20 protein-coding genes and 5 tRNA genes are annotated in these 23,114 nt (G+C 33.1%); all 25 read left to right on the plus strand.

Annotation, left to right across the window (positions count from 1 at the left end; translation table 11 throughout):
• The first annotated feature begins 272 nt into the window (after positions 1-272).
• The 25 genes from HM992_RS08440 (at position 273) to rpoB (ending at position 23,008) form a co-directional block, all read left to right on the plus strand.
• Positions 273-1,253, plus strand: a complete 981-nt coding sequence (locus tag HM992_RS08440) for a PLP-dependent cysteine synthase family protein (protein ID WP_178984568.1) — start codon at positions 273-275, stop codon at positions 1,251-1,253.
• Positions 1,254-1,438: 185 nt separating this feature from the next.
• Positions 1,439-2,551, plus strand: coding sequence for a Rossmann-like fold-containing protein (locus tag HM992_RS08445; RefSeq protein ID WP_317167545.1), 1,113 nt, complete (start codon positions 1,439-1,441; stop codon positions 2,549-2,551).
• 451 nt (positions 2,552-3,002) lie between these two features.
• Positions 3,003-4,130: an FIST signal transduction protein gene (locus HM992_RS08450; protein WP_179319353.1), complete on the plus strand. Its 1,128-nt coding sequence runs from the start codon at positions 3,003-3,005 to the stop codon at positions 4,128-4,130.
• 20 nt (positions 4,131-4,150) lie between these two features.
• Positions 4,151-5,854, plus strand: coding sequence for a PAS domain-containing hybrid sensor histidine kinase/response regulator (locus HM992_RS08455; protein WP_179319354.1), 1,704 nt, complete (start codon positions 4,151-4,153; stop codon positions 5,852-5,854).
• Between the two features lie 34 nt (positions 5,855-5,888).
• Entirely contained in the window at positions 5,889-7,163 is a 1,275-nt protein-coding gene (locus tag HM992_RS08460; RefSeq protein WP_179319355.1) for a DUF2851 family protein, read from the plus strand.
• Positions 7,164-7,263: 100 nt separating this feature from the next.
• Positions 7,264-7,491, plus strand: coding sequence for a PspC domain-containing protein (locus HM992_RS08465; protein WP_179319356.1), 228 nt, complete (start codon positions 7,264-7,266; stop codon positions 7,489-7,491).
• Between the two features lie 15 nt (positions 7,492-7,506).
• Complete coding sequence (locus tag HM992_RS08470) at positions 7,507-8,529, plus strand: potassium channel family protein (protein ID WP_179319357.1); 1,023 nt, start codon at positions 7,507-7,509, stop codon at positions 8,527-8,529.
• 109 nt (positions 8,530-8,638) lie between these two features.
• Complete coding sequence (locus HM992_RS08475; protein ID WP_179319358.1) at positions 8,639-10,264, plus strand: alanine/glycine:cation symporter family protein; 1,626 nt, start codon at positions 8,639-8,641, stop codon at positions 10,262-10,264.
• A gap of 16 nt (positions 10,265-10,280) precedes the next feature.
• Entirely contained in the window at positions 10,281-11,168 is an 888-nt protein-coding gene (locus HM992_RS08480; protein ID WP_179319359.1) for a ComEA family DNA-binding protein, read from the plus strand.
• A 13-nt stretch (positions 11,169-11,181) separates the two neighbouring features.
• Positions 11,182-12,348 carry an acyl-CoA dehydrogenase family protein gene (locus HM992_RS08485; RefSeq protein ID WP_179319360.1) on the plus strand — a complete coding sequence of 389 codons (1,167 nt, stop codon included), beginning with the start codon at positions 11,182-11,184 and terminating at the stop codon, positions 12,346-12,348.
• A gap of 376 nt (positions 12,349-12,724) precedes the next feature.
• Positions 12,725-13,615, plus strand: a complete 891-nt coding sequence (locus tag HM992_RS08490; protein ID WP_179319361.1) for a tyrosine-type recombinase/integrase — start codon at positions 12,725-12,727, stop codon at positions 13,613-13,615.
• A gap of 73 nt (positions 13,616-13,688) precedes the next feature.
• Complete coding sequence (gene hpf / locus HM992_RS08495) at positions 13,689-13,991, plus strand: ribosome hibernation-promoting factor, HPF/YfiA family (protein WP_178984578.1); 303 nt, start codon at positions 13,689-13,691, stop codon at positions 13,989-13,991.
• A gap of 112 nt (positions 13,992-14,103) precedes the next feature.
• A tRNA-Thr gene (locus HM992_RS08500) sits at positions 14,104-14,177 on the plus strand.
• Positions 14,178-14,240: 63 nt separating this feature from the next.
• Positions 14,241-14,322: transfer RNA gene (locus tag HM992_RS08505), tRNA-Tyr, on the plus strand.
• A gap of 147 nt (positions 14,323-14,469) precedes the next feature.
• Positions 14,470-14,542, plus strand: a tRNA-Gly gene (locus tag HM992_RS08510).
• 71 nt (positions 14,543-14,613) lie between these two features.
• Positions 14,614-14,685, plus strand: a tRNA-Thr gene (locus HM992_RS08515).
• A gap of 70 nt (positions 14,686-14,755) precedes the next feature.
• Positions 14,756-15,943, plus strand: a complete 1,188-nt coding sequence (tuf, locus tag HM992_RS08520; protein ID WP_178984579.1) for an elongation factor Tu — start codon at positions 14,756-14,758, stop codon at positions 15,941-15,943.
• 63 nt (positions 15,944-16,006) lie between these two features.
• A tRNA-Trp gene (locus HM992_RS08525) sits at positions 16,007-16,079 on the plus strand.
• A gap of 51 nt (positions 16,080-16,130) precedes the next feature.
• Positions 16,131-16,325: a preprotein translocase subunit SecE gene (gene secE / locus HM992_RS08530; RefSeq protein WP_178984580.1), complete on the plus strand. Its 195-nt coding sequence runs from the start codon at positions 16,131-16,133 to the stop codon at positions 16,323-16,325.
• 20 nt (positions 16,326-16,345) lie between these two features.
• Positions 16,346-16,891: a transcription termination/antitermination protein NusG gene (gene nusG, locus HM992_RS08535; protein WP_178984581.1), complete on the plus strand. Its 546-nt coding sequence runs from the start codon at positions 16,346-16,348 to the stop codon at positions 16,889-16,891.
• 66 nt (positions 16,892-16,957) lie between these two features.
• Positions 16,958-17,398: a 50S ribosomal protein L11 gene (gene rplK, locus HM992_RS08540; RefSeq protein ID WP_178984582.1), complete on the plus strand. Its 441-nt coding sequence runs from the start codon at positions 16,958-16,960 to the stop codon at positions 17,396-17,398.
• Positions 17,399-17,409: 11 nt separating this feature from the next.
• A complete protein-coding gene (gene rplA / locus HM992_RS08545; RefSeq protein WP_178984583.1) occupies positions 17,410-18,099 on the plus strand; it encodes a 50S ribosomal protein L1 in 690 nt (229 codons plus the stop codon).
• A gap of 19 nt (positions 18,100-18,118) precedes the next feature.
• Complete coding sequence (gene rplJ / locus HM992_RS08550; RefSeq protein WP_178984584.1) at positions 18,119-18,640, plus strand: 50S ribosomal protein L10; 522 nt, start codon at positions 18,119-18,121, stop codon at positions 18,638-18,640.
• A 59-nt stretch (positions 18,641-18,699) separates the two neighbouring features.
• Positions 18,700-19,074, plus strand: a complete 375-nt coding sequence (gene rplL, locus HM992_RS08555; protein ID WP_178984585.1) for a 50S ribosomal protein L7/L12 — start codon at positions 18,700-18,702, stop codon at positions 19,072-19,074.
• Between the two features lie 121 nt (positions 19,075-19,195).
• Complete coding sequence (gene rpoB, locus HM992_RS08560; RefSeq protein ID WP_178984586.1) at positions 19,196-23,008, plus strand: DNA-directed RNA polymerase subunit beta; 3,813 nt, start codon at positions 19,196-19,198, stop codon at positions 23,006-23,008.
• Positions 23,009-23,114: the final 106 nt, after the last annotated feature.

Below are 23,114 nucleotides of genomic sequence, written 5' to 3' on the forward strand. Positions count from 1 at the left end.
GCGTACATTTTATAATCAAAATAATTTAGTTTATAATTTAAAACAATGGCTCTGTGAATCTTTGTGTTTTCTCTGTGGAACTCTGTGTAACAACTTCCTATTTTTAATAACAAAACATTAATAATTTCAAAATTAGTAAAACGTAACATTTAACGTAACTTTGCACTTTCAAAAAAAGAACGATGAACCGAGCCTAATAAAAAAGGTTCAATAATTATAAGGTTATATTAAAGGACAACACATTTTACCTTTAAAAATAATAATAAACAGAAATGGAATACGTAGAAAATATATTAGGTACAATAGGTAATACACCATTAGTTAAAATGAATAAACTAGTGGAAGACTTACCTTGTTTAGTACTCGCTAAATACGAAACATTTAACCCAGGGAATTCTGTTAAAGACCGCATGGCTTTGCAGATGATTGAAGATGCGGAAGCAGATGGTCGCCTAAAACCAGGAGGAACTATTATTGAAGGTACTTCAGGAAACACTGGCATGGGATTAGCATTAGCAGCTATTGTAAAAGGTTACAAATGTATTTTTGTGATGGCAGATAAACAATCTAAAGAAAAGGTAGATATTATGCGTGCTGTAGGTGCAGAAGTTATTGTTTGTCCAACTGCAGTTGAACCAACAGACCCTAGAAGTTACTATTCAGTGTCGAAACGATTAGGTGAAGAAACACCAAACTCTTGGTATGTAAATCAATATGACAACCCAAGTAATACCAAAGCACATTACGAAAGTACAGGACCCGAAATATGGAAACAAACCGATGGTAAAATCACGCATTTTGTAGTTGGTGTTGGTACAGGAGGTACTATCTCTGGAGTTGGTAAATACCTAAAAGAACAAAATCCTAATATTAAAATTTGGGGAGTTGATACGTACGGTTCAGTATTTAAAAAATATCATGAAACAGGAATTTTTGATGAAAACGAAATTTATCCTTATGTAACCGAAGGTATCGGAGAAGATATTCTTCCAAAAAATGTAGACTTTAGTTTAATCGATGGTTTTACAAAAGTAACTGATAAAGATGCTTGTGTATATACACAACGTTTGGCAAAAGAAGAAGGTATGTTTTTAGGAAACTCTGCAGGTTCAGCAATAAAAGGAGTGTTGCAATTAAAAGAGCATTTTAAACCGGATGATGTGGTTGTGGTTTTATTTCATGATCACGGAAGTCGTTATGTTGGTAAAATGTTTAATGACGATTGGATGCGGGAAATGGGTTATATTGATTAATAAATTCTATATTTATTGGTCACTTAACAAAGTTGAAGTACTCATTATATAAAGAGAAAAATCCTGATGTAATTATCAGGATTTTTTTTGCTTCAAACATTTTCAAAGCCAAGTAGTTACCATTTGTTTTTATTTTAATATTAATGGAAACAATTCTAATTTAATTCATTCTTAATTCATCATAGTTGGCAGAAGCATTTGCCTACCTTCACCAAAAAGGGAAACCTACTATTATGACGGATCTTAAAGTAAATAAACCAAATCCATTTTTACCGCTGAAAGATGTCACTATTTATAATAGAGGAGTGGGTATTATAAGCATAATAAATGTACTAGAAGCGGGAAGCCCTGTTTTAATTACTGAGTTTTATAGTAATGGATCCATACTACTTAACGGTTTGCAAGCACATCTCAATAAAACATTACCCAATACTTCATTTAAAGAGCAGCGTGCGTTTCGAGCTGTTTATCATAAGCTTTCTAATCTTATTATTGTTCAAATTGTAGACCATCAAATTGTAGTAAATAAGGCTCCTATTATAGGTTGGCTAAAAAAATTATACCCAGAAACAAGTGACTTTCTATTAACCCTTCCGCAAGTGCAAGGCTTAAATAGTGCTTGGCAATGGTATACAAACGGTATTACTATACCAGTATTACGCAATAAAATTCATCCGTATTATGGTACGTATTTTCCAACACGTTTTGAACATTTAGAATTGTTTGATAATTGGTTAAAACGTTACGAAGGCTCTAAAAAATCGGCGATGGATATTGGTGTTGGTAGCGGTGTTTTAGCGTTACAAATGATTAAACACGGATTTCAAAAGGTTTTCGCAACAGATACGAATCCGAATGCTATAATTGGCTTAACAGAAATGATGGGAGATACCAAACTCTCCCGAAAATTAGAGTTAGATTTTGGATCACTTTTTGGCAAGTGGAAGAATAAAGCAGAGCTCATTGTTTTTAATCCACCTTGGTTAGCTGAAACAAGAGATTCAAATAATTTAGACGAAGCTATTTATTATAATAAAAACCTATTTCCAGAATTTTTTGAAGCAGCAAAGCAAATGCTGTTGTCAGATGGGAAGTTGGTTCTTGTGTTTTCAAATTTGGGACAAATCACAGGATTAGCAAAATCGCATCCTATAGAACAAGAACTAGCAGAAGGTGGACGGTTTCAGTTAGAACGTTGTTTTAAGAAAAATGTAAAAAAAGCCTCTGATAAAACAAAACGCAACTTAGATCATCGTAAGAAGGAAGAGGTTGAACTTTGGATTTTAACTCATATTTAAAAAAGTCTTTTCTAGTGTTGTCCTTGGTTAGAGAAAGCACTGTATTTGATACTAAATTAAAATAAATCCTAATTAATAATTAGGATTTATTTGGTTTAATGAAGTTAGTAGATAGGTGAAGTAGAATATAAATATGCGTTTAAAGTTTTAATAATACGTTCTCTATTAAGTACGATGTCTCGAAAATATAGTCACTTTAAACTCAATTTTAAGACCTAGATACACTAAATGTAATATGTAAATTCATAATTATTATGGATTATGGGATAAATAAAATAGTATTTTAAGTTTTGTTTAAAGTGTTGATAATGAGCTGTTAAAAACATGGTTACGAGATTCAGTATTTTTTGGAGAGGTAGGTAAGTTGAAAATATCAAAAATTTAGCATACTTTCGTTAAAACGCATATTTTATCGATTAGTTGTGTTTACCCTAACCTAACTTAACCAATAATGATAGTAGAGCAGTTATCTCTAAACGCTTCAACATGGCATAATAGCTTAAACAAAATTGAGATTGTACCCAACATCGTCTTATTATTCGTATCTCCTAAATTTATTGCTAAAGCAGAGCTGATTGACCAATTGCTAAAAAGATATCCTGAGGTAAAACTTTTAGGGTGTTCTACAGCAGGTGAAATATCTGGAATTACAGTGTCTGATAAAACGGTATCATTAACTGCGATTAAATTTGAGCATGTACAAAATAGATTAGAAACAGTAGAAGTAGAAAATAGAGACGAAAGTTTTAATGCAGGTGTTAGTTTGGCTGAAAAACTAGAGTTTAAAGATTTAAAACATATTCTATTATTTAGTGATGGGCTTAATGTAAATGGATCAGATTTGGTATCAGGTTTAAGAAGTGTTTTACCTGAAATTGGTATAACAGGAGGTTTGGCAGGAGATGGTCTCGATTTTAGAGAAACATTTGTAGTTGCAAACAGTCTTATCTCAGATGGAATTGTTGTTGGACTAGGTTTATATGGAGATCATTTAAAAGTTGGATATAGTTCTAAAAGTGGATGGTATGGTTTTGGTATTGAACGTTTGGTAACTAAATCAGTCAATAATACTTTATATGAATTAGATGGTTTGCCGGCATTAGATATTTATAAATCATTTTTAGGAGATGAGATAACAGGTCAATCAAGTGCTGCTTTACGCTTTCCGCTTAGTATACGTGTTAATGAAACTGAAGAACCTGTTGTTAGAACGGTTGTAAGCTTAGATGAAGAACATCAAGGTTTAACTTTTACAGACAGAATACCAAAAGGTGCCCTTGTGCGTTTAATGAATTCTAATGTAAATAAATTAATAGATGGTGCAAAGTATTCAGCTATAGAGGCTTCTAATGCAATCAATGAGAGTGGTGAATTGGCTATTTTAATAAGTTGTGCTGGAAGACGGAAAATGCTTAAGCAATTAGTAGAAGAAGAGGTTGATGCCGTTAGAGATGTTATTGGCGAAAAGCCAAAAATTACAGGTATTTATTCCTATGGAGAAATAGGACCATTTAGGGAATTTGCACCTTGTAAGTTTCATAATCAGACCATGACAATTACAATATTATCAGAATGCTAAACGGAAATCTACATAGGCTTTTGAAAAGACAAATCACTAAAGCTGGTTTTGAGGATGCGGATATAGAAAAATATAAAGATTTTTTTGATTCTGTAAACGAAGCTTATAAAGGTTACGATGAGGATGTTAAGGATGTTGAAATTATTTTGGAAGAAAGTTCTAAAGAGCTATTTAAATCCAATCAAGCTTTAAAATCTGAAGTTGTAAGAGCAGAATCTGAAATAAATATTATAGTAGATACAATAGAAGGTGTCATCTTTAAAACCGATTTGAGTGGTAACTTTAAATATTTAAATAAGGCTTGTAAAGATTTATTAGGGATATCAGTTGAGGAAGCATTAAATAAAAATTATAGAGAGTTCTTAGTTGGTATTAATAAGGACGAGAATTTAAGGCTTCAAAACTTTTTTGCAGAGCATCATGATGATTTTGTAACCTTATTAAAGTTTTTTAAACCTACAGGTGAAAAAGTATGGGTGCAAGTACGGTTAGTTCTTACATACGATAATGATGGGATTGCTAATGGTACAATTGGTACAATGACCGATGTTACACAATTGAAGGAAACGGAAATTGAATTAAATCTTGCTAATAAAACAAAAGACGAATTTTTATCTACAATGTCCCACGAAATCAGAACACCTTTAAATGCTGTAATTGGTATGTCTGATATTCTGTTAATGGAAAAGTTTTTGCCAGAACAATTAGAAAACCTTCAAGTATTAAAGTATTCTAGTGAACATTTATTAGCTTTAATTAATGACTTGTTAAACCTAAATAAATTTAAATCTAATGAAGTAAAATTAGTTGAAGACGATTTTAATCTTTCAGAACTCATCCAAAACATTCAATTGCATTTTAAACATACGGCTATAAATAATAATCTAAGTTTTGAAACCGTATTAGACAGTTCTATTCCTTCTGTTTTAAAAGGAGATAGTTTAAAACTATCTCAAGTATTAAAAAACTTGTTAAGTAATGCCTTTAAATTCACTCACAAAGGAGGTGTTACTTTTGAAATAGAATTATTAAGTTCTACCAACGATGTTACAACGATAAGGTTTAATGTAAAAGACTCTGGGATTGGAGTGTCTTATGATAAACAAAAAGATATTTTTAAAAGTTTTGTGCAAGCTAGTGATAACACGTCTCAGCTATATGGTGGTTCAGGACTTGGGTTATATATTAGTAAAGAGTTGCTAAATATTCAATCTACAAGTCTGCAATTAGAGAGTACAGAGGGAAAAGGATCAAAATTTTGGTTTGATATTTCCCTTAAAAATTCGGATAAGATAGACGCTATAAAGCAGAATTATATATCCAAAACCAATCCAATTGACTTAAAAGTACTCGTTGCAGAAGATAACCAAATTAATGCCTTGGTGCTTAAAAAGCTGTTCAACAAATGGAAAATTAACTATGAAATAGCAAATAACGGACAAGAGCTTTTAGATCTATATAATCAAAAACATTTTGATTTAATATTAATGGATTTGCAAATGCCAATATTAAATGGATATGATACGACTCGGTATATTAGAAAAATGAATGATATAAGGAAATCTACAATTCCTATTGTCGCATTAACGGCTTTTTCTCAATCTGAAGTGAAAGAGAAAACAAAACGTTATAAAATGAATGGTTATCTGAGTAAACCATTTAATGTTAATGAATTGCACGAGCTTCTTAGTTTCTATAGTGTTAGAAAACAAGAAGTAGTATAGCGGCTTTAAGCTAATATTTTAGTATTTTTAGAGGATGCAAGAAGATTTTCTTCACTACATCTGGAAACATAAAGCCTTCGCTTCATCAGTGTTACAAACAACAAAAGATGAACCGATTAGTATTGCTAATTTAGGTCAGCATAACCATAATGCTGGTCCAGATTTCTTCAACGCACAATTAAGTATTGGTTCGCAGCTTTGGGCTGGTAATGTAGAAATTCATATAAAATCGTCAGATTGGTATGTTCATAATCATGAAGTTGATAAAGCATATGATAATGTAATTCTTCATGTGGTTTGGGAGCACGATACCGAAATCTTTCGAAAAGATAATTCCGAAATTCCAACACTAGAATTAAAACACTATGTGGATAAAAACTTAATCCATAAGTATCAAAAATTGATGCAATCTAAATCTTGGATTAATTGTGAATCTGATTTTCATAATGCGGATGATTTTCTGCTTAATAATTGGTTAGAACGTTTATATATAGAACGTTTAGAAGAAAAGTCTGAAACCATTGTGCAATTATTAAAAGATTCTAATAACGATTGGGAGGCTGTACTTTTTAAAATGTTACTGAAAAACTTCGGGCTTAAAGTAAATGGTGAGACGTTTTTTAGTTTGGCAAATTCTTTTGATTTTTCAATTATTAGAAAATTACAAAATGATGTTTTAAATGTTGAAGCGTTGTTTTTTGGACAATCGGGTTTGCTAGAAGAAAACACTATTGAGGATGGTTACTTTAAAGATCTTAAAGAGCGATATAAATTTTTAAAACAAAAATTTAGGTTAGATAATAGAGGTATTTTGCCGTTGCAGTTTTTTAGATTGCGACCGCCAAATTTTCCAACGATACGTTTATCGCAATTTGCTAATTTATATACTGTAGAACAGAATTTATTTTCAAAAGTAATGCAGTTAAATACGCTTGATGCGTTTTATAAATTTTTCAATAAAGGAGTGACTCAGTTTTGGATGACGCATTATACATTCGCTAAATCGTCAAACAAAACTAAAAAAGTAATGACGAAGTCCTTCATAGATTTATTAATCATTAACACGCTTATACCTTTAAAATTTAGTTATGCAAAATCACAAGGGAAATCAGTTGAAGATACTGTGTTTATCCTCATAAAAGAAATTAAAATTGAGAATAACAGTATTGTCTCTAAATTTTTAGACTTAAAGCCAGTAGAAAAAAATGCTTTAAGTTCTCAAGCCTTATTGGAACTTAAACAAAAGTATTGCGATAAAAATAGATGTTTGCAATGTGCTATAGGTAATAGCTTAATCGTGAAAAATTGAGTAACTTGCGGTATGAAACATCCATAACTAGATTTTTATATTTAAAGACTATGAAAATAAGGGTGTACTATGTGACCATTGAAATACAATATTTAAACACATGAATAGATCTTACATTCTACTATTATATTTTCAAAAGAGAGGGTATTACGTATGTCAACGTATAGCAGATCGTTTGGGTATTAGAGCCAAAATTGTAAGAACTTCGTTTATGTATCTCACTTTTGTAACCGTCGGTTTTGGTTTTGCACTCTATTTATTCTTAGCCTTTTGGATGCGTATTAAAGATATCGTTTATACAAAACGGTCTTCAGTTTTCGATTTATAATTTTGTTGATTTAATATGGATAATCCGTTATTAAAACTTTATAGATCTAAGATTTACACAGCCATAATGATGTTGGTTTTGTTGCTTTGTATTGGTGTTTTAGGCTATAGATTTATTTCGGGCTATTTATGGCTAGATGCGGTTTATATGACTGTGATTACTGTAACAACTGTTGGTTTTGCCGAAGTTATGCCTCTCGATTCCACTTCTAAGATTTTTACTATTTTTTTAATTTTAACCAGTGTGGTAATTGTGGGGTATGCCATTACTATCATAACAGATTATATTCTTAGTAGAAATAATTTTGAAGACATAAAACAACATAGAATGCAAAAGAAAATTAATGCAATGACTAATCATATCATTATTTGTGGGTATGGCCGCAACGGTAAACAAGCAGCAAAAAAGTTGAGTGATTACGGAAAGCCTTTCGTCATTATAGAACGTAATAAGGATATCATTGAAAAATTTCAGGACGATACCATTACGTTTATTGAAGGAAATGCCAACGAAGACGAAACCCTTTTTGCAGCTGGTATCGAAAAAGCAAGTACGCTAATTTGCGCCTTGCCAAATGATGCAGATAATTTATTTGTGGTTTTATCAGCTCGGCAGATTAATGCTAAATTATCGATTATAAGTAGAGCTTCTGAGGAAACGTCTTACAATAAGCTAAAATTAGCCGGTGCTAACAATGTTATTTTACCCGATAGAATAGGAGGAGATCATATGGCTTCTTTAGTGGTGATTCCTGATTTGGTTGAATTTATAGATAACTTAGGTATTATAGGGGAACGTAACATTAATATTGAAGAAGTTAAAGTAGAACAACTTTATAATATGAATGAAGTTAAAACAATAAGGGACTTGGATTTACGTAAAAAGACAGGCTGTACAGTTATAGGATTTAAGAATGATAAAGGAGAATATATAGTAAATCCTGAAGCGGATACAAAATTGATTCCTGGTTCAAAAATCATAGTTTTAGGACGTCCAGAACAGATTATAAAATTGAATTCTCAGTACAATATTGAATAACTTATACATTGATTTTATGTGTTGATACTTTATTGGCTCATTTTTTTTTTGCATCTTGTCATCTTTAAATTTAATTAACTAACAAAAAAACTAACTAACAACTTAACTCATGAAGAAATATCTTCTATCAATTTTTGCAATAGTATTACCATTTTTAAGCTTTGCACAAGAAACAACTTCCGAAAAAATTGATACCATTTTTAAGGATTATACAGGTTGGTTTGTTGATGCAATTTTTTATGAAATTCCATTTTCGGAAACTTATAAAATTCCTTGGGTACTTATTGTATTAATAGGAGGTGCATTATTTTTTACTATTTATTTTAAATTTATCAATGTTACGGGTTTTAGAATGGCTATTAGAGTTGTTAGAGGACATTATGAAGACATTGAGAAGCATGGAGCAGATACCTTATATGGCGATAATACTGCAAATGAAGGTGAAAACATAATTGAAACCATGAGAGATGATGGTGCTGACGGAGAAGTTTCGCATTTTCAGGCTTTAACAGCAGCTTTATCAGCAACTGTAGGTTTAGGTAATATAGCAGGTGTCGCTGTAGCCTTATCTATTGGTGGTCCTGGTGCAACATTTTGGATGATTGTTGCTGGTTTACTTGGTATGGCGTCAAAATTTGCAGAATGTACACTTGGGGTGAAATATAGAGATGTTGGAGAAGATGGTACCGTTTATGGTGGTCCAATGTACTACTTAACCAAAGGTTTAAGAGCCAAAGGTATGGGAGGTTTTGGTAAAGTACTAGCTGTACTATTTGCCATATTTGTAATAGGAGGTTCTTTTGGTGGTGGAAACATGTTTCAAGCCAATCAAGCTGCTGCACAATTTGTTAAAGTATTTGAGTTAGATCCAGCTTCTAATGCAGGTCTTTATTTCGGTTTAGTTATGGCAGCTCTTGTAGCAGTTGTAATTATTGGTGGAATTAAGCGTATCGCTAAAGTAACTGAAAAAGTAGTGCCATTTATGGCAGGTATATATGTGTTAGCTTCTTTAATAATTCTAGGAGCTAATTTTAGTTTAATTGATGATGCATTTGCATTAATTTATGAAGGTGCTTTTTCTGGATTAGGAATAGCAGGTGGACTTGTAGGTGTAATGATTCAGGGTATTAGAAGAGGAGCATTTTCTAACGAAGCAGGTGTTGGTTCTGCAGCAATTGCACACTCTGCCGTTCGTACCAAATACCCGGCGTCAGAAGGTATTGTTGCCCTTTTAGAGCCTTTCGTAGATACTGTTGTTATTTGTACAATGACCGCATTGGTTATCGTAATTACTAATTTTGATGGTGGTTTTATGGAATATGGTGTTGAGATTAAAGAAGGTGTTGAAATTACAGCTACTGCTTTTGATTCTGTGATTCCACATTTCTCAATTGTACTTACTATCGCCGTAATATTATTTGCATTCTCAACTATGATTTCTTGGTCTTATTATGGTATGCAAGGTTGGGTCTTTTTATTCGGAAAAGGTAAAGTCTCAGACTTAGCTTATAAAATATTATTCTTATTCTTTGTTGTTGTTGGAGCGTCTATTAGTTTGGGTGCTGTAATTAATTTCTCTGATGCTATGATTTTTGCAATGGTAGTGCCAAACATTATTGGTGTTGTGATATTATCTCCAGTTATTAAAATGGAATTAAATAAATATTACAAAGCGATTAATGTAAAGAAGGATGCAATTGAAGATGGTGCTGATGATTTAAATGAAATTTTATAAAGTAAAATTATAACGTATGAAATCCCATTTCTTGTTTACTAATCAACAAAGGAATGGGATTTTTTTATTGTTGGCTGTAATCGTAATTTTTCAATGTGTATATTGGTTTGTGCCTAATATCTTCACCAGTACAACTAAGAATATACCAGGTAACGTAAGTGAAATAGAAACGTTTAGAAAAGAAGTAGATTCATTGCGTCTAGTTGAAATAGAAAACAGAAAACCAAAAATATATCCTTTCAACCCAAATTATATTACAGATTATAAAGGCTATACTTTAGGAATGACCAATGAAGAAATTGATAGACTTCACAAATTTAGAGAAACAAATCAATGGGTTAATTCAGCCAAGCAGTTTCAGCAAGTTACTAAAGTTTCAGATTCATTTTTATCAACTATTTCACCTTATTTTAAGTTTCCAGAATGGGTAACAAATCCAAAACCGAAATCTCAAGGGTATAGTAATTCGTATTCAAATTCAACTGAAGAAAAAACATTTGATCAAAAAATAGATTTAAATAGTGCCTCGACGACTCAATTAAGGAAAGTATATGGAGTAGGAGAAAAACTGTCTGAACGTATAATTGCATATCGCGATAAGTTTAATGGTGGTTTTGCTGCAGATATTGAGCTTTCAGAGATTTGGGGACTTTCTCTAGAGGTTATTGAGCGTATTCAAAATGACTTCACGGTTAAAAATCCAAGAGCAATTAAAAAGTTTAATTTGAACACAGCAACTAGAGACGAATTAGTGACGATTCAATATATAGATTATGAAATAGCACATCATATTATTGAAGAACGAGCGCTAAGAGATGGCTTCGATTCTTTAGAGGATTTAACAAAGGTCGAAGATTTTCCAATCAAAAAATTCGAGATAATTAAGCTATATTTGCATCTTTAATAAACACTAATTTATGTCTAATTTATATTTTACAGAAGAGCACAACTTATTCCGAGAAAGTCTCAGGAATTTCTTACAAAAAGAAGTGGTGCCACATATTAACAAATGGGAAGAAACAGGTCATATAGAACGTTTCATCTGGAAAAAGTTTGGTGATATGGGTTATTTTGGTTTGGCAACGCCAGAAGCTTATGGTGGATTGGATTTAGATTTATTTTACACGGTAATTTTTCTTGAAGAAATGCAACGCATTAACTCTGGTGGTTTTGCAGCAGCAATGTGGGCACATGCTTATTTAGCTATGACACACCTTAATAAGGAAGGAAATCACGAGCAAAAAGAAAAATATCTTACACCAAGTGCATTAGGTGATGCTATAGGTTGTTTGTGTATTACAGAACCTTTTGGAGGAAGCGATGTCGCAGGGATGCGTACAACAGCAATTAAAAAAGGAGATACCTATGTGATTAATGGTTCTAAAACCTTTATCACTAATGGTGTGTATAGCGATTATTTAGTTGTTGCAGCTAAAACCAGTCCTGAATTAGGAAACAAAGGCATAAGTATTTTTGTTATGGATAGAGATACACCAGGTATTTCTGCTACTAAATTAGATAAATTGGGTTGGAGAGCTTCTGATACAGGTGAAATTGCTTTTGATAATGTCGTGATTCCAACTTCAAATTTAATGGGAGAAGAGGATCTAGGCTTTCCTTATATTATGCAGCATTTTGCATTAGAGCGTTTAATTATGGGAATTAATTCTCATGCAAGAGCGCAATATGCACTAGAGTATGCCAAACAATATATGTCTGAAAGAACAGCTTTTGGACGAACTATAGATAAATTTCAAGCTTTAAGACATACGTATGCGGATTGCGAAACACAAATGGAAATTTGTAAGCAATTCAACTATTATGTTGCTAAACGTTTAGATATGGGAGATTATGTAGTAAAAGAAGCTACAATGTCTAAATTACAATCTACAAAAATGGCAGATGATGTTATTTACCAATGTCTTCAGTTTTTAGGAGGTTATGGTTATATGGAGGAATATCCTCTAGCACGGATGGCGAGAGATAGCCGTTTAGGTCCAATTGGTGGAGGGACTTCAGAAATATTGAAAGAGATTATCGCTAAAATGGTAATTGATAGTAAAGATTATAAACCTGTAACTTAGAGATTCTTAATTATTATTTTAGCGAAAATTGTTTTCAATTGCGCTAAAATGGTAATTGATAGTAAAGATTATAAACCTGTAACTTAGAGATTCTTAATTATTATTTTAGCGAAAATTGTTTTCAATTGCGCAAAAATGGTAATTGATAGTAAAGATTATAAACCTGTAACTTAGAGATTCTTAATTATTATTTTAGCGAAAATTGTTTTCATTTTTTGTTACGATGGTTATTGATAATAAGGCTTATAAACCATCATCATAATGGTTTAATAAAATTATATCATTTAAAATCCTGCTAATTGGCAGGATTTTTTTTGCTCTTATTCAATATTAGTTGAAGTTAATAGTTATATTTAAAATTCATCAAACTAGTTTAATGAGCCTTAAATCATTTTCAGATTATTTATTATTAGAAAAGACCTACTCCAAGCATACGGTATTAGCTTATACAAGAGATATTAATAATTTTCAAAACTTCTTAAATGAGCATCACAATTCCGAAAATGTAGCAAAAGTTGGTTATTCTGAGATAAGACAATGGATTGTTACACTTGTAGATCGTAAAATCTCTAACAGAACCATTAATAGAAAAGTATCTTCACTTAATACCTATTATAAATTTTTACTAAAAACTGAAGATATTGATATTAACCCTCTAAAAAAACATAAAGCATTAAAAGTAGGGAAGAAGATTCAACTCCCGTTTTCAGAACAAGAGTTAAAGTTGGTGTTAGAAGGTGCGATTAGTATCCATGATTTTGAAAGCGCTAGAAATCATCTTATCATCGAATTGTTTTATGCAACAGGAATCAGACGTATAGAGCTTGTAAACTTAAAGTTATCCGATATTGATACAGGGAACAATCAAATAAAAGTAATAGGTAAACGTAATAAAGAACGTTACATTCCTTTAATAGATTCGATAACGAAATCTCTAAAGTGCTATTTAAATTATAGAAGCAAATTAGATACAATAGAAGATAAGGAGGTTTTGTTTTTAACCAAAAAAGGCTTTATAATTTACGAAAAGCTTGTTTACAGAATAATAAATAAGTATTTTAGTGTAGCATCTACGAAAGCAAAATGCAGCCCTCATGTATTAAGACACTCGTTTGCAACGCACTTGCTAAATCAAGGTGCAGATTTAAATGCAATTAAAGAACTTCTTGGACATACTAGTTTAGCAGCAACTCAGGTGTATACACACAATAGTATAGCCGAATTAAAAAAAGTTCACGCTAAAGCACATCCAAGAAATCAACGTTAAGCCTAGCTTAACTTTTATAAATCAGAGTTCGATTAAACAATTTGACTCTTATGTTTAACTTAAAAGAAATTAAATGAAAGTAAACACACAATCCGTTAATTTTACAGCCGATAGTAAGCTTATTGAGTTCATTCAGAAGCGAATGGATAAATTAGATATGTTCTATGATAAGATAATTCAGTCCGATGTATATTTGAAAGTAGAAAACACAAGTGATAAAGAAAATAAAATTTTTGAAGCTAAAGTAAGTGTTCCAGGAGATAGCTTTATAGTGAAGAAACAATGTAAAACGTTTGAAGAGGGCGCAGATGCTGCAATTGCTTCGTTAGAAAGACAAATTAAAAAGCGAAAAGAAAAATTAAGAACACATATTTGAAATTTTTTTCAAAAAATGTTTTGATTAAATAAATAATATCTTACATTTGCAGTCCGTTAGAAATAGCGGACTTTTTTATGGTTAGTTTTTGATCACGAAAAAGTAAGAAAAAGCCGATGTAGCTCAGCTGGCTAGAGCAGCTGATTTGTAATCAGCAGGTCGTGGGTTCGAGTCCCTCTATCGGCTCTTTTAAAAGTCTTTTTAAAATTTAAAAGGACGGATAAAATTGAAATATTGAATTTAAATTTTGGGGAGATACTCAAGCGGCCAACGAGGGCAGACTGTAAATCTGCTGACTAAGTCTTCATAGGTTCGAATCCTATTCTCCCCACGAATTTTTTCGCTATTAGTTAATAAAAGTTATACCTTTGCAAAACTAAAAGTTGAAAATTATTTAGATGAATTAGTTAATGCGCGTAGCGAGCTAGCTAAGTTTGAAATATTGAAACCATTAATTAAGTAAGATTAATTAAGAAATGCGAGAGTAGCTCAGTTGGTAGAGCGTCAGCCTTCCAAGCTGAATGTCGCCGGTTCGAACCCGGTCTCTCGCTCTAAAATTTGCGAATTAAGACGCGTGATTTTCACTTCGTAAATCTAACCAATCGGTAATCGTAAATGAAATGCCGGTGTAGCTCAGGGGTAGAGCGTTTCCTTGGTAAGGAAGAGGTCACGAGTTCAATTCTCGTCATTGGCTCTTTTTTCTAAGATACATTTAGAATAACAATTGAACACTAATAATATAATAAGATTAAAATAAATTAAACATGGCAAAGGCAACTTTCGATCGTTCAAAACCACACTTAAACATTGGTACTATTGGACACGTAGATCACGGTAAAACAACTTTAACTGCTGCTATTACTAAAGTATTAGCTGATGCAGGTTATTCAGAAGCAAAATCATTTGATCAAATTGATAACGCTCCAGAAGAAAAAGAAAGAGGTATTACAATTAATACTTCACACGTAGAATATGCAACATTAAATCGTCATTACGCTCACGTTGACTGTCCAGGTCACGCGGATTACGTAAAGAACATGGTTACTGGTGCTGCTCAAATGGATGGTGCTATTTTAGTTGTTGCTGCAACAGATGGTCCAATGCCACAAACTCGTGAGCATATCTTACTTGGTCGTCAGGTAGGTATTCCTCGTATGGTTGTATTCATGAATAAAGTGGATATGGTTGATGATGAAGAGTTATTAGAGTTAGTTGAGATGGAAATCAGAGATTTATTATCATTCTACGAATATGATGGTGATAATGGTCCTGTAGTAGCAGGTTCTGCTTTAGGTGCACTTAACGGTGAGCAAAAGTGGGTTGATACAGTGTTAGAGTTAATGACTCAAGTTGATGCTTGGATTGAAGAGCCAGTTCGTGATATGGACAAGCCTTTCTTAATGCCTATTGAAGATGTATTCTCAATTACAGGTCGTGGTACTGTTGCAACTGGTCGTATTGAAACTGGTGTAGCTAACACAGGTGATCCTGTTGAGATTATTGGTATGGGTGCTGAGAAATTAACATCTACTATTACTGGTATCGAAATGTTCCGTCAAATCTTAGATAGAGGTGAAGCTGGTGATAACGCTGGTATCTTATTAAGAGGTATTGAGAAGTCTCAAATCTCTAGAGGTATGGTAATTACTAAGCCAGGTTCTGTAACACCACACTCTAAATTTAAAGCTGAGGTTTACGTATTGAAAAAAGAAGAAGGTGGACGTCATACTCCATTCCATAATAACTACCGTCCACAGTTCTATGTACGTACAACTGACGTAACAGGAAACATTATGCTTCCTGATGGAGTTGAAATGGTAATGCCAGGAGATAACTTAACAATTACTGTTGACTTAATTAATACAATTGCAATGAACGTAGGTTTACGTTTCGCTATCCGTGAAGGTGGTAGAACAGTTGGTGCTGGTCAAGTAACTGAGATTTTAGACTAAACTTTATAGTTGAAATAATTAATTAAGGTGTCTCGATATTTCGGGATGCCTTGATTATTGTTTACGGGTTTAGCTCAGTTGGTAGAGCACTGGTCTCCAAAACCAGGTGTCGTGAGTTCGAGTCTCTCAACCCGTGCAAATAAAATAAACGGATTATTTTTTAATCCTTAATAAAAGTAATAATCAAATGGCAGGATTAATAACATATATAAAAGAATCGTTCGGAGAGTTAAAGAACAACGTGTCATGGACACCATGGCCAGAAGCTCAAAGATTAACGATTATCGTTGCTGTGTTTTCAATTATATTTTCTTTAGCTATTTGGGGAGTGGATACTGTTTTTAGTAAAGCAGTAAAGGCTTACTTTGATATGATTCACTAACAAATATACAACAAGAGATTATGTCTGATAAAAAATGGTATGTTGTTAGAGCTGTAAGTGGTCAAGAAAACAAAATCAAATCTTATATTGAAAATGAAATTTCAAGATTAGGTTTAGAAGATTTTGTTGATCAAGTTTTAGTTCCAACCGAAAAGGTAATTCAAATTCGTAACGGAAAGAAAGTACAGAAAGAAAAAGTTTATTTTCCTGGTTATATAATGGTGCAAGCCAATTTGAGTGGTGAAATTCCTCACATCATTAAATCGATTACGAATGTTATCGGTTTCTTAGGTGAAACAAAAGGTGGTGATCCTGTGCCATTAAGACAATCTGAAGTAAACAGAATGTTAGGTAAGGTAGATGAATTGTCTGTTGAGGCAGATGCTAATGTAGCAATTCCATTTACAAAAGGAGAAACTGTTAAAGTTATCGATGGTCCATTCAATGGTTTTGATGGTACTATCGAGAAAATTAATGAAGAAAAGCGTAAGCTTGAAGTTATGGTGAAGATTTTTGGAAGAAAAACACCATTAGAGTTAAGTTATATGCAAGTAGAAAAAGTTTAATAATTGTTACATAAAGAGCGTGTTATCTATGCTTCCAATATAGGTAAACGTAATAAACATTAAGAAATGGCAAAAGAAATAGACAAAGTAGTTAAGCTACAAGTTCGGGGAGGTGCAGCGAATCCATCGCCACCGGTAGGACCCGCTTTAGGTGCCGCTGGAGTTAATATCATGGAGTTCTGTAAGCAGTTTAATGCGAGAACTCAAGATAAAGCAGGTAAAGTTTTACCTGTGGCAATCTCAGTTTACAAAGACAAATCATTTGACTTTGTAATTAAGACGCCACCAGCAGCAGTACAATTATTAGAAGCGGCCAAAGTAAAGAAAGGATCAGGAGAACCAAACCGACGTAAAGTAGCAAAAGTAACTTGGGATCAAGTAAAAGCGATTGCTGAAGACAAGATGGTAGATTTAAATGCCTTTGAAATCGGTTCAGCTATGAAAATGGTTGCCGGTACAGCAAGATCGATGGGTATCACTGTTAAAGGAGGAGAAGCTCCAAACTAAATTTTTTAGAAATGGCAAGATTAACAAAGAAGAAAAAAGAAGCTCAAGCAAAAGTAGATAATAATAAGATTTACTCTTTAGAAGAAGCTTCAGCATTACTAAAAGAGATTACATATACAAAGTTTGATGCTTCTATTGATTTAGCAATCAGATTAGGTGTAGATCCACGTAAAGCCAATCAAATGGTTCGTGGAGTAGTTTCATTACCACACGGTACAGGTAAAGATATGAAGGTTCTTGCGCTTGTAACTCCAGATAAAGAAGCAGAAGCTAAAGAAGCGGGTGCTGATTATGTTGGGTTAGATGAATACTTACAGAAAATAAAAGAAGGTTGGACAGATGTTGACGTTATCGTTACTATGCCAAGCATTATGGGTAAGTTAGGACCATTAGGTAGAGTATTAGGACCAAGAGGTCTGATGCCAAATCCTAAGACAGGTACAGTAACTATGGATGTAGCTAAAGCAGTTGCAGAAGTAAAAGCTGGTAAGATAGATTTTAAAGTAGATAAAACAGGTATTATTCATGCACCAATAGGTAAAGCATCGTTTAGTACTGATAAAATTGTTGGGAATGCTCAAGAATTATTATCTACAATTATGAAGTTAAAACCAACTGCATCAAAAGGAGTTTATGTAAAGAGCATTTATATGTCTAGTACCATGAGTCCAAGTATATCAGTTGATACAAAAATAGGATAGTAGTTAAACTTAGAATATTATGACAAGAGAAGAAAAATCCCAAGTAATTGAAGAGTTGACTGCTCAATTAGCAGATAATACAAATATCTATTTAGCAGATATTTCTGGATTAGATGCAGTAGCAACTTCAAATTTAAGAAGAGCCTGTTTTAAAGCTAATATAAAGTTAGCGGTTGTTAAGAATACACTTTTAGAGAAAGCAATGGAAGCGTCGGATAGAGAATTCGGTGATTTACCTACGACTTTAAAAGGAAATACATCAGTAATGTATTCTGAAACAGGAAACGGACCAGCTAAAGTAATTAAAGAATTCCGTAAAAAATCTGAAAAGCCTTTATTAAAAGGAGCTTTCATTGAGGAGTCGGTTTACATTGGTGACGATTTATTAGACGCATTAGTAGATATCAAGTCAAGAGAAGAACTTATTGGTGAAATTGTAGGTTTACTACAGTCTCCTGCTAAGAACGTTATCTCAGCACTTAAATCTAGTGGTGGAAAAATCGCAGGTATCGTTAAAACATTATCCGAAAGAGAAGGATAATATTAGAATTACACAATAGAAAATTATATTATAACACACATTTATTAAACAATAGAAAAATGGCAGATTTAAAAGATTTCGCAGAACAATTAGTTAACTTAACAGTAAAAGAAGTTAATGAATTAGCAACAATATTAAAAGATGAGTACGGTATCGAGCCTGCTGCTGCTGCAGTAGCTATGGCAGGTCCAGCTGCAGGTGGTGGAGACGCTGCTGAAGAGCAAACTGAATTTGATGTTATTTTAAAAGCAGCAGGTGGTTCTAAACTAGCTGTAGTAAAATTAGTTAAAGAATTAACTGGTTTAGGTTTAAAAGAAGCTAAAGGTTTAGTTGATGATGCACCAAGCCCAATTAAAGAAGGTGTTTCTAAAGATGAAGCAGAAGCTTTAAAATCTCAATTAGAGGACGCTGGAGCTGAGGTTGAGCTTAAGTAAGCTTACTCATTCAACAATACAAGGTTTAGGTCTGGAGTCGTACTCTAAGACCTAAACCCTTTTGTGTATATAAACGTTATATGCATTTTTTAGTTTTTATTTAATAAAATCTCGTTCATCAATGTTAGCAAAAAAGGCTGAAAGAATTAATTTCTCTTCTATTGTAAATAGGACAGATTACCCAGACTTTTTGGATATCCAAATTAAATCCTTCCAGGATTTTTTCCAATTAGAAACAAAGTCAGAAGAAAGAGGTACTGAAGGTTTGTACAACACCTTCATGGAGAACTTCCCAATCACAGACACGCGTAATCAATTCGTATTAGAATTTTTAGATTACTTTATAGATCCACCAAGATATTCTATTGAAGAATGTATCGAAAGAGGATTAACATACAGTGTGCCTTTAAAAGCAAGATTGAAATTGTATTGTACGGATCCAGAACATGAGGATTTCGAAACAATCGTTCAAGATGTATATTTAGGTACAATTCCTTACATGACTCCTAGTGGTACATTTTGTATCAATGGTGCAGAACGTGTTGTAGTTTCTCAATTACATAGATCACCTGGTGTATTCTTTAGCCAGTCTTTCCATGCTAATGGAACTAAATTGTATTCTGCCAGAGTAATTCCTTTTAAAGGATCATGGATAGAATTTGCAACTGATATCAATCAAGTAATGTATGCTTACATTGATAGAAAGAAAAAATTACCAGTTACGACGCTTTTCCGTGCTATCGGTTTTGAGCGTGATAAAGATATTTTAGAGATTTTTGACCTTGCTGAAGAAGTAAAGGTTTCAAAATCTGGATTAAAGAAAGTTATCGGTCGTAAATTAGCTGCTCGTGTATTGAATACATGGCACGAAGATTTCGTTGATGAAGATACAGGTGAAGTTGTATCTATTGAGCGTAACGAAATTGTATTAGATCGTGATACAATTATAGACAAAGATAATATTGAAGAAATTCTTGAAGCTGATGTAAAAACGATTCTTTTACATAAAGAAAGTGCGCAACAAGGAGATTACGCAATAATTCATAATACATTACAGAAGGATCCAACAAACTCTGAAAAAGAAGCTGTTGAACACATCTACCGTCAACTACGTAATGCTGAGCCGCCAGATGAAGAGACTGCACGTGGTATTATTGACAAATTATTCTTCTCAGATCAACGTTACTCTTTAGGTGAAGTAGGTCGTTATAGAATGAACAAGAAATTACAGTTAGATATCGGAATGGACAAACAAGTTTTGACCAAATTAGATATCATAACTATTATAAAATATTTAATTGAACTTATCAACTCAAAAGCAGAGATTGATGATATTGACCACTTATCTAACCGTCGTGTACGTACAGTAGGTGAGCAATTATCTTCTCAGTTTGGTGTTGGTTTAGCACGTATGGCACGTACTATCCGTGAGCGTATGAACGTTCGTGATAATGAAGTGTTTACTCCTATAGATTTAATTAATGCTAAGACGTTATCGTCTGTAATTAATTCTTTCTTTGGAACAAATCAGTTATCTCAATTTATGGATCAAACGAATCCTCTTGCAGAGATTACGCATAAGCGTCGTCTTTCAGCATTAGGACCAGGTGGTTTATCTAGAGAAAGAGCCGGTTTCGAAGTACGTGATGTTCACTATACACACTACGGACGTTTATGTCCTATTGAAACACCAGAAGGACCAAACATTGGTTTAATTTCTTCTTTATCTTGTTTTGCAAAAGTGAACCCTATGGGATTCATTGAAACTCCATATCGTAAAGTTGAAGACGGTGTTGTTGATATTAAGAATGCGCCAATATATCTTAGTGCTGAAGAGGAAGAAGATATGTTAATTGCTCAAGCAACGATTAAAGTTGATGAAAATGGTAAAATATTAGCTGATAAAATTATTTCTCGTCAAGAAGGTGATTTTCCAGTTATTGAGCCAACAAGCGTTAACTATACTGATGTTGCACCAAACCAAATTGCATCGATTTCAGCTTCATTAATTCCATTCTTGGAACATGATGATGCCAACCGTGCATTGATGGGATCTAACATGATGCGTCAGGCTGTACCATTATTACGTCCTGAAGCACCAATTGTAGGTACTGGTTTAGAACGTCAAGTAGCGTCGGACTCAAGAGTCTTAATAAATGCAGAAGGAGATGGTACTGTAGAATATGTTGATGCTCAGAAAGTAACTATTAAGTACGATCGTTCTGAAGAAGCTTCAATGGTTAGTTTTGAAAGTGATACTAAAACGTATCCTTTAGTTAAATTTAGAAAAACAAATCAAGGGACTTCAATCAACTTAAAGCCAATCGTTGAGAAAGGTGATAGAGTTGCTAAAGGTCAAGTACTTTGTGAAGGTTATGCTACAGAAAATGGTGAATTAGCACTTGGTAGAAATATGAAAGTAGCCTTTATGCCTTGGAAAGGGTATAACTTTGAGGATGCGATTGTAATTTCTGAAAAAGTAGTTAGAGAAGATGTATTTACATCTATCCATATTGATGAGTATTCATTAGAGGTTAGAGATACCAAATTAGGTAATGAAGAATTAACTAATGATATTCCTAACGTGTCTGAAGAAGCGACTAAAGATTTAGATGAAAATGGTATGATTCGCATCGGTGCGGAAATCAAGCCAGGAGACATCTTAATCGGTAAAATTACACCTAAAGGAGAATCAGATCCTACACCAGAAGAAAAACTTTTAAGAGCTATTTTCGGTGATAAAGCTGGTGATGTTAAAGATGCCTCTTTAAAAGCATCTCCATCGCTTCACGGTGTTGTTATTGATAAAAAATTATTTGCTAGAGCCGTAAAAGATAAACGTAAGAGAGCACAAGATAAAGAAGATATCGAGAAGTTAGAAGATGTTTACGATAACAGATTTGATGATCTTAAAAATGTTCTTGTTGATAAATTATTCAACATCGTTAATGGAAAAACAGCTCAAGGTATCTATAATGATTTAGGAGAAGAAATTATTCCTAAAGGTAAGAAGTATACATTAAAAATGTTAAATGCTGTAGATGATTATACGCATTTAACTTCTGGAAAATGGACTACTGACGATCATACTAATGAAATGGTAGCGGATTTAATCCACAACTATAAGATTAAGGAAAATGATTTACAAGGATCATTAAGACGTGAGAAGTTTACAATTTCTGTTGGAGATGAATTACCTGCAGGTATCATTAAACTAGCTAAAGTTTATATCGCTAAGAAACGTAAACTTAAAGTTGGTGATAAAATGGCAGGTCGTCACGGTAACAAAGGTATTGTTGCTCGTATCGTTCGCCAAGAAGATATGCCGTTCTTAGAAGATGGAACTCCGGTTGATATTGTATTAAATCCACTTGGTGTACCTTCTCGTATGAACATTGGTCAAATTTATGAAACCGTTTTAGGTTGGGCTGGTAAAGATTTAGGTAAAAAGTACGCAACTCCGATTTTTGATGGTGCTACTTTAGATCAAATTAATGCTTATACTGATGAAGCTGGTATTCCAAGATTTGGTCATACTTATCTTTATGATGGTGGTACAGGTGATCGTTTTGATCAACCAGCAACAGTTGGTGTGATCTATATGATTAAGCTTGGTCACATGATTGATGATAAAATGCACGCACGTTCAATAGGACCATATTCATTAATTACACAACAACCATTAGGTGGTAAAGCACAATTTGGTGGTCAACGTTTTGGTGAGATGGAAGTATGGGCACTTGAGGCTTATGGAGCTTCAAGTACATTACGTGAGATCCTTACTGTAAAATCAGATGATGTTATTGGTAGAGCTAAAACTTACGAAGCAATCGTTAAAGGAGAGCCAATGCCAGAACCAGGACTTCCAGAATCATTCAACGTACTTATGCACGAATTGAAAGGTTTAGGATTAGATATTAGATTGGAGGAATAATTTATTAGAAATTATTCCATGCGAATAAGATTCGCGTAAGGACAACTCGCTAGGTGTCCGTAAACGCAAAAAAATATTCGCAACAATTGCAAAAAATTATTGGGCA

The organism is Winogradskyella helgolandensis (assembly GCF_013404085.1).
Lineage (GTDB): Bacteria > Bacteroidota > Bacteroidia > Flavobacteriales > Flavobacteriaceae > Winogradskyella > Winogradskyella helgolandensis.

What these genes read in the sequence shown, in the direction of transcription:
- HM992_RS08440 (WP_178984568.1), top strand. Translation starts at nt 273, where the DNA reads ATGGAATACGTAGAAAATATATTAGGTACAATAGGTAATACACCATTA.
- HM992_RS08450 (WP_179319353.1), top strand. Translation starts at nt 3,003, where the DNA reads ATGATAGTAGAGCAGTTATCTCTAAACGCTTCAACATGGCATAATAGC.
- HM992_RS08460 (WP_179319355.1), top strand. Translation starts at nt 5,889, where the DNA reads ATGCAAGAAGATTTTCTTCACTACATCTGGAAACATAAAGCCTTCGCT.
- HM992_RS08465 (WP_179319356.1), top strand. Translation starts at nt 7,264, where the DNA reads ATGAATAGATCTTACATTCTACTATTATATTTTCAAAAGAGAGGGTAT.
- HM992_RS08470 (WP_179319357.1), top strand. Translation starts at nt 7,507, where the DNA reads ATGGATAATCCGTTATTAAAACTTTATAGATCTAAGATTTACACAGCC.
- HM992_RS08475 (WP_179319358.1), top strand. Translation starts at nt 8,639, where the DNA reads ATGAAGAAATATCTTCTATCAATTTTTGCAATAGTATTACCATTTTTA.
- HM992_RS08480 (WP_179319359.1), top strand. Translation starts at nt 10,281, where the DNA reads ATGAAATCCCATTTCTTGTTTACTAATCAACAAAGGAATGGGATTTTT.
- HM992_RS08485 (WP_179319360.1), top strand. Translation starts at nt 11,182, where the DNA reads ATGTCTAATTTATATTTTACAGAAGAGCACAACTTATTCCGAGAAAGT.
- HM992_RS08490 (WP_179319361.1), top strand. Translation starts at nt 12,725, where the DNA reads ATGAGCCTTAAATCATTTTCAGATTATTTATTATTAGAAAAGACCTAC.
- hpf (WP_178984578.1), top strand. Translation starts at nt 13,689, where the DNA reads ATGAAAGTAAACACACAATCCGTTAATTTTACAGCCGATAGTAAGCTT.
- tuf (WP_178984579.1), top strand. Translation starts at nt 14,756, where the DNA reads ATGGCAAAGGCAACTTTCGATCGTTCAAAACCACACTTAAACATTGGT.
- secE (WP_178984580.1), top strand. Translation starts at nt 16,131, where the DNA reads ATGGCAGGATTAATAACATATATAAAAGAATCGTTCGGAGAGTTAAAG.
- nusG (WP_178984581.1), top strand. Translation starts at nt 16,346, where the DNA reads ATGTCTGATAAAAAATGGTATGTTGTTAGAGCTGTAAGTGGTCAAGAA.
- rplK (WP_178984582.1), top strand. Translation starts at nt 16,958, where the DNA reads ATGGCAAAAGAAATAGACAAAGTAGTTAAGCTACAAGTTCGGGGAGGT.
- rplA (WP_178984583.1), top strand. Translation starts at nt 17,410, where the DNA reads ATGGCAAGATTAACAAAGAAGAAAAAAGAAGCTCAAGCAAAAGTAGAT.
- rplJ (WP_178984584.1), top strand. Translation starts at nt 18,119, where the DNA reads ATGACAAGAGAAGAAAAATCCCAAGTAATTGAAGAGTTGACTGCTCAA.
- rplL (WP_178984585.1), top strand. Translation starts at nt 18,700, where the DNA reads ATGGCAGATTTAAAAGATTTCGCAGAACAATTAGTTAACTTAACAGTA.
- rpoB (WP_178984586.1), top strand. Translation starts at nt 19,196, where the DNA reads ATGTTAGCAAAAAAGGCTGAAAGAATTAATTTCTCTTCTATTGTAAAT.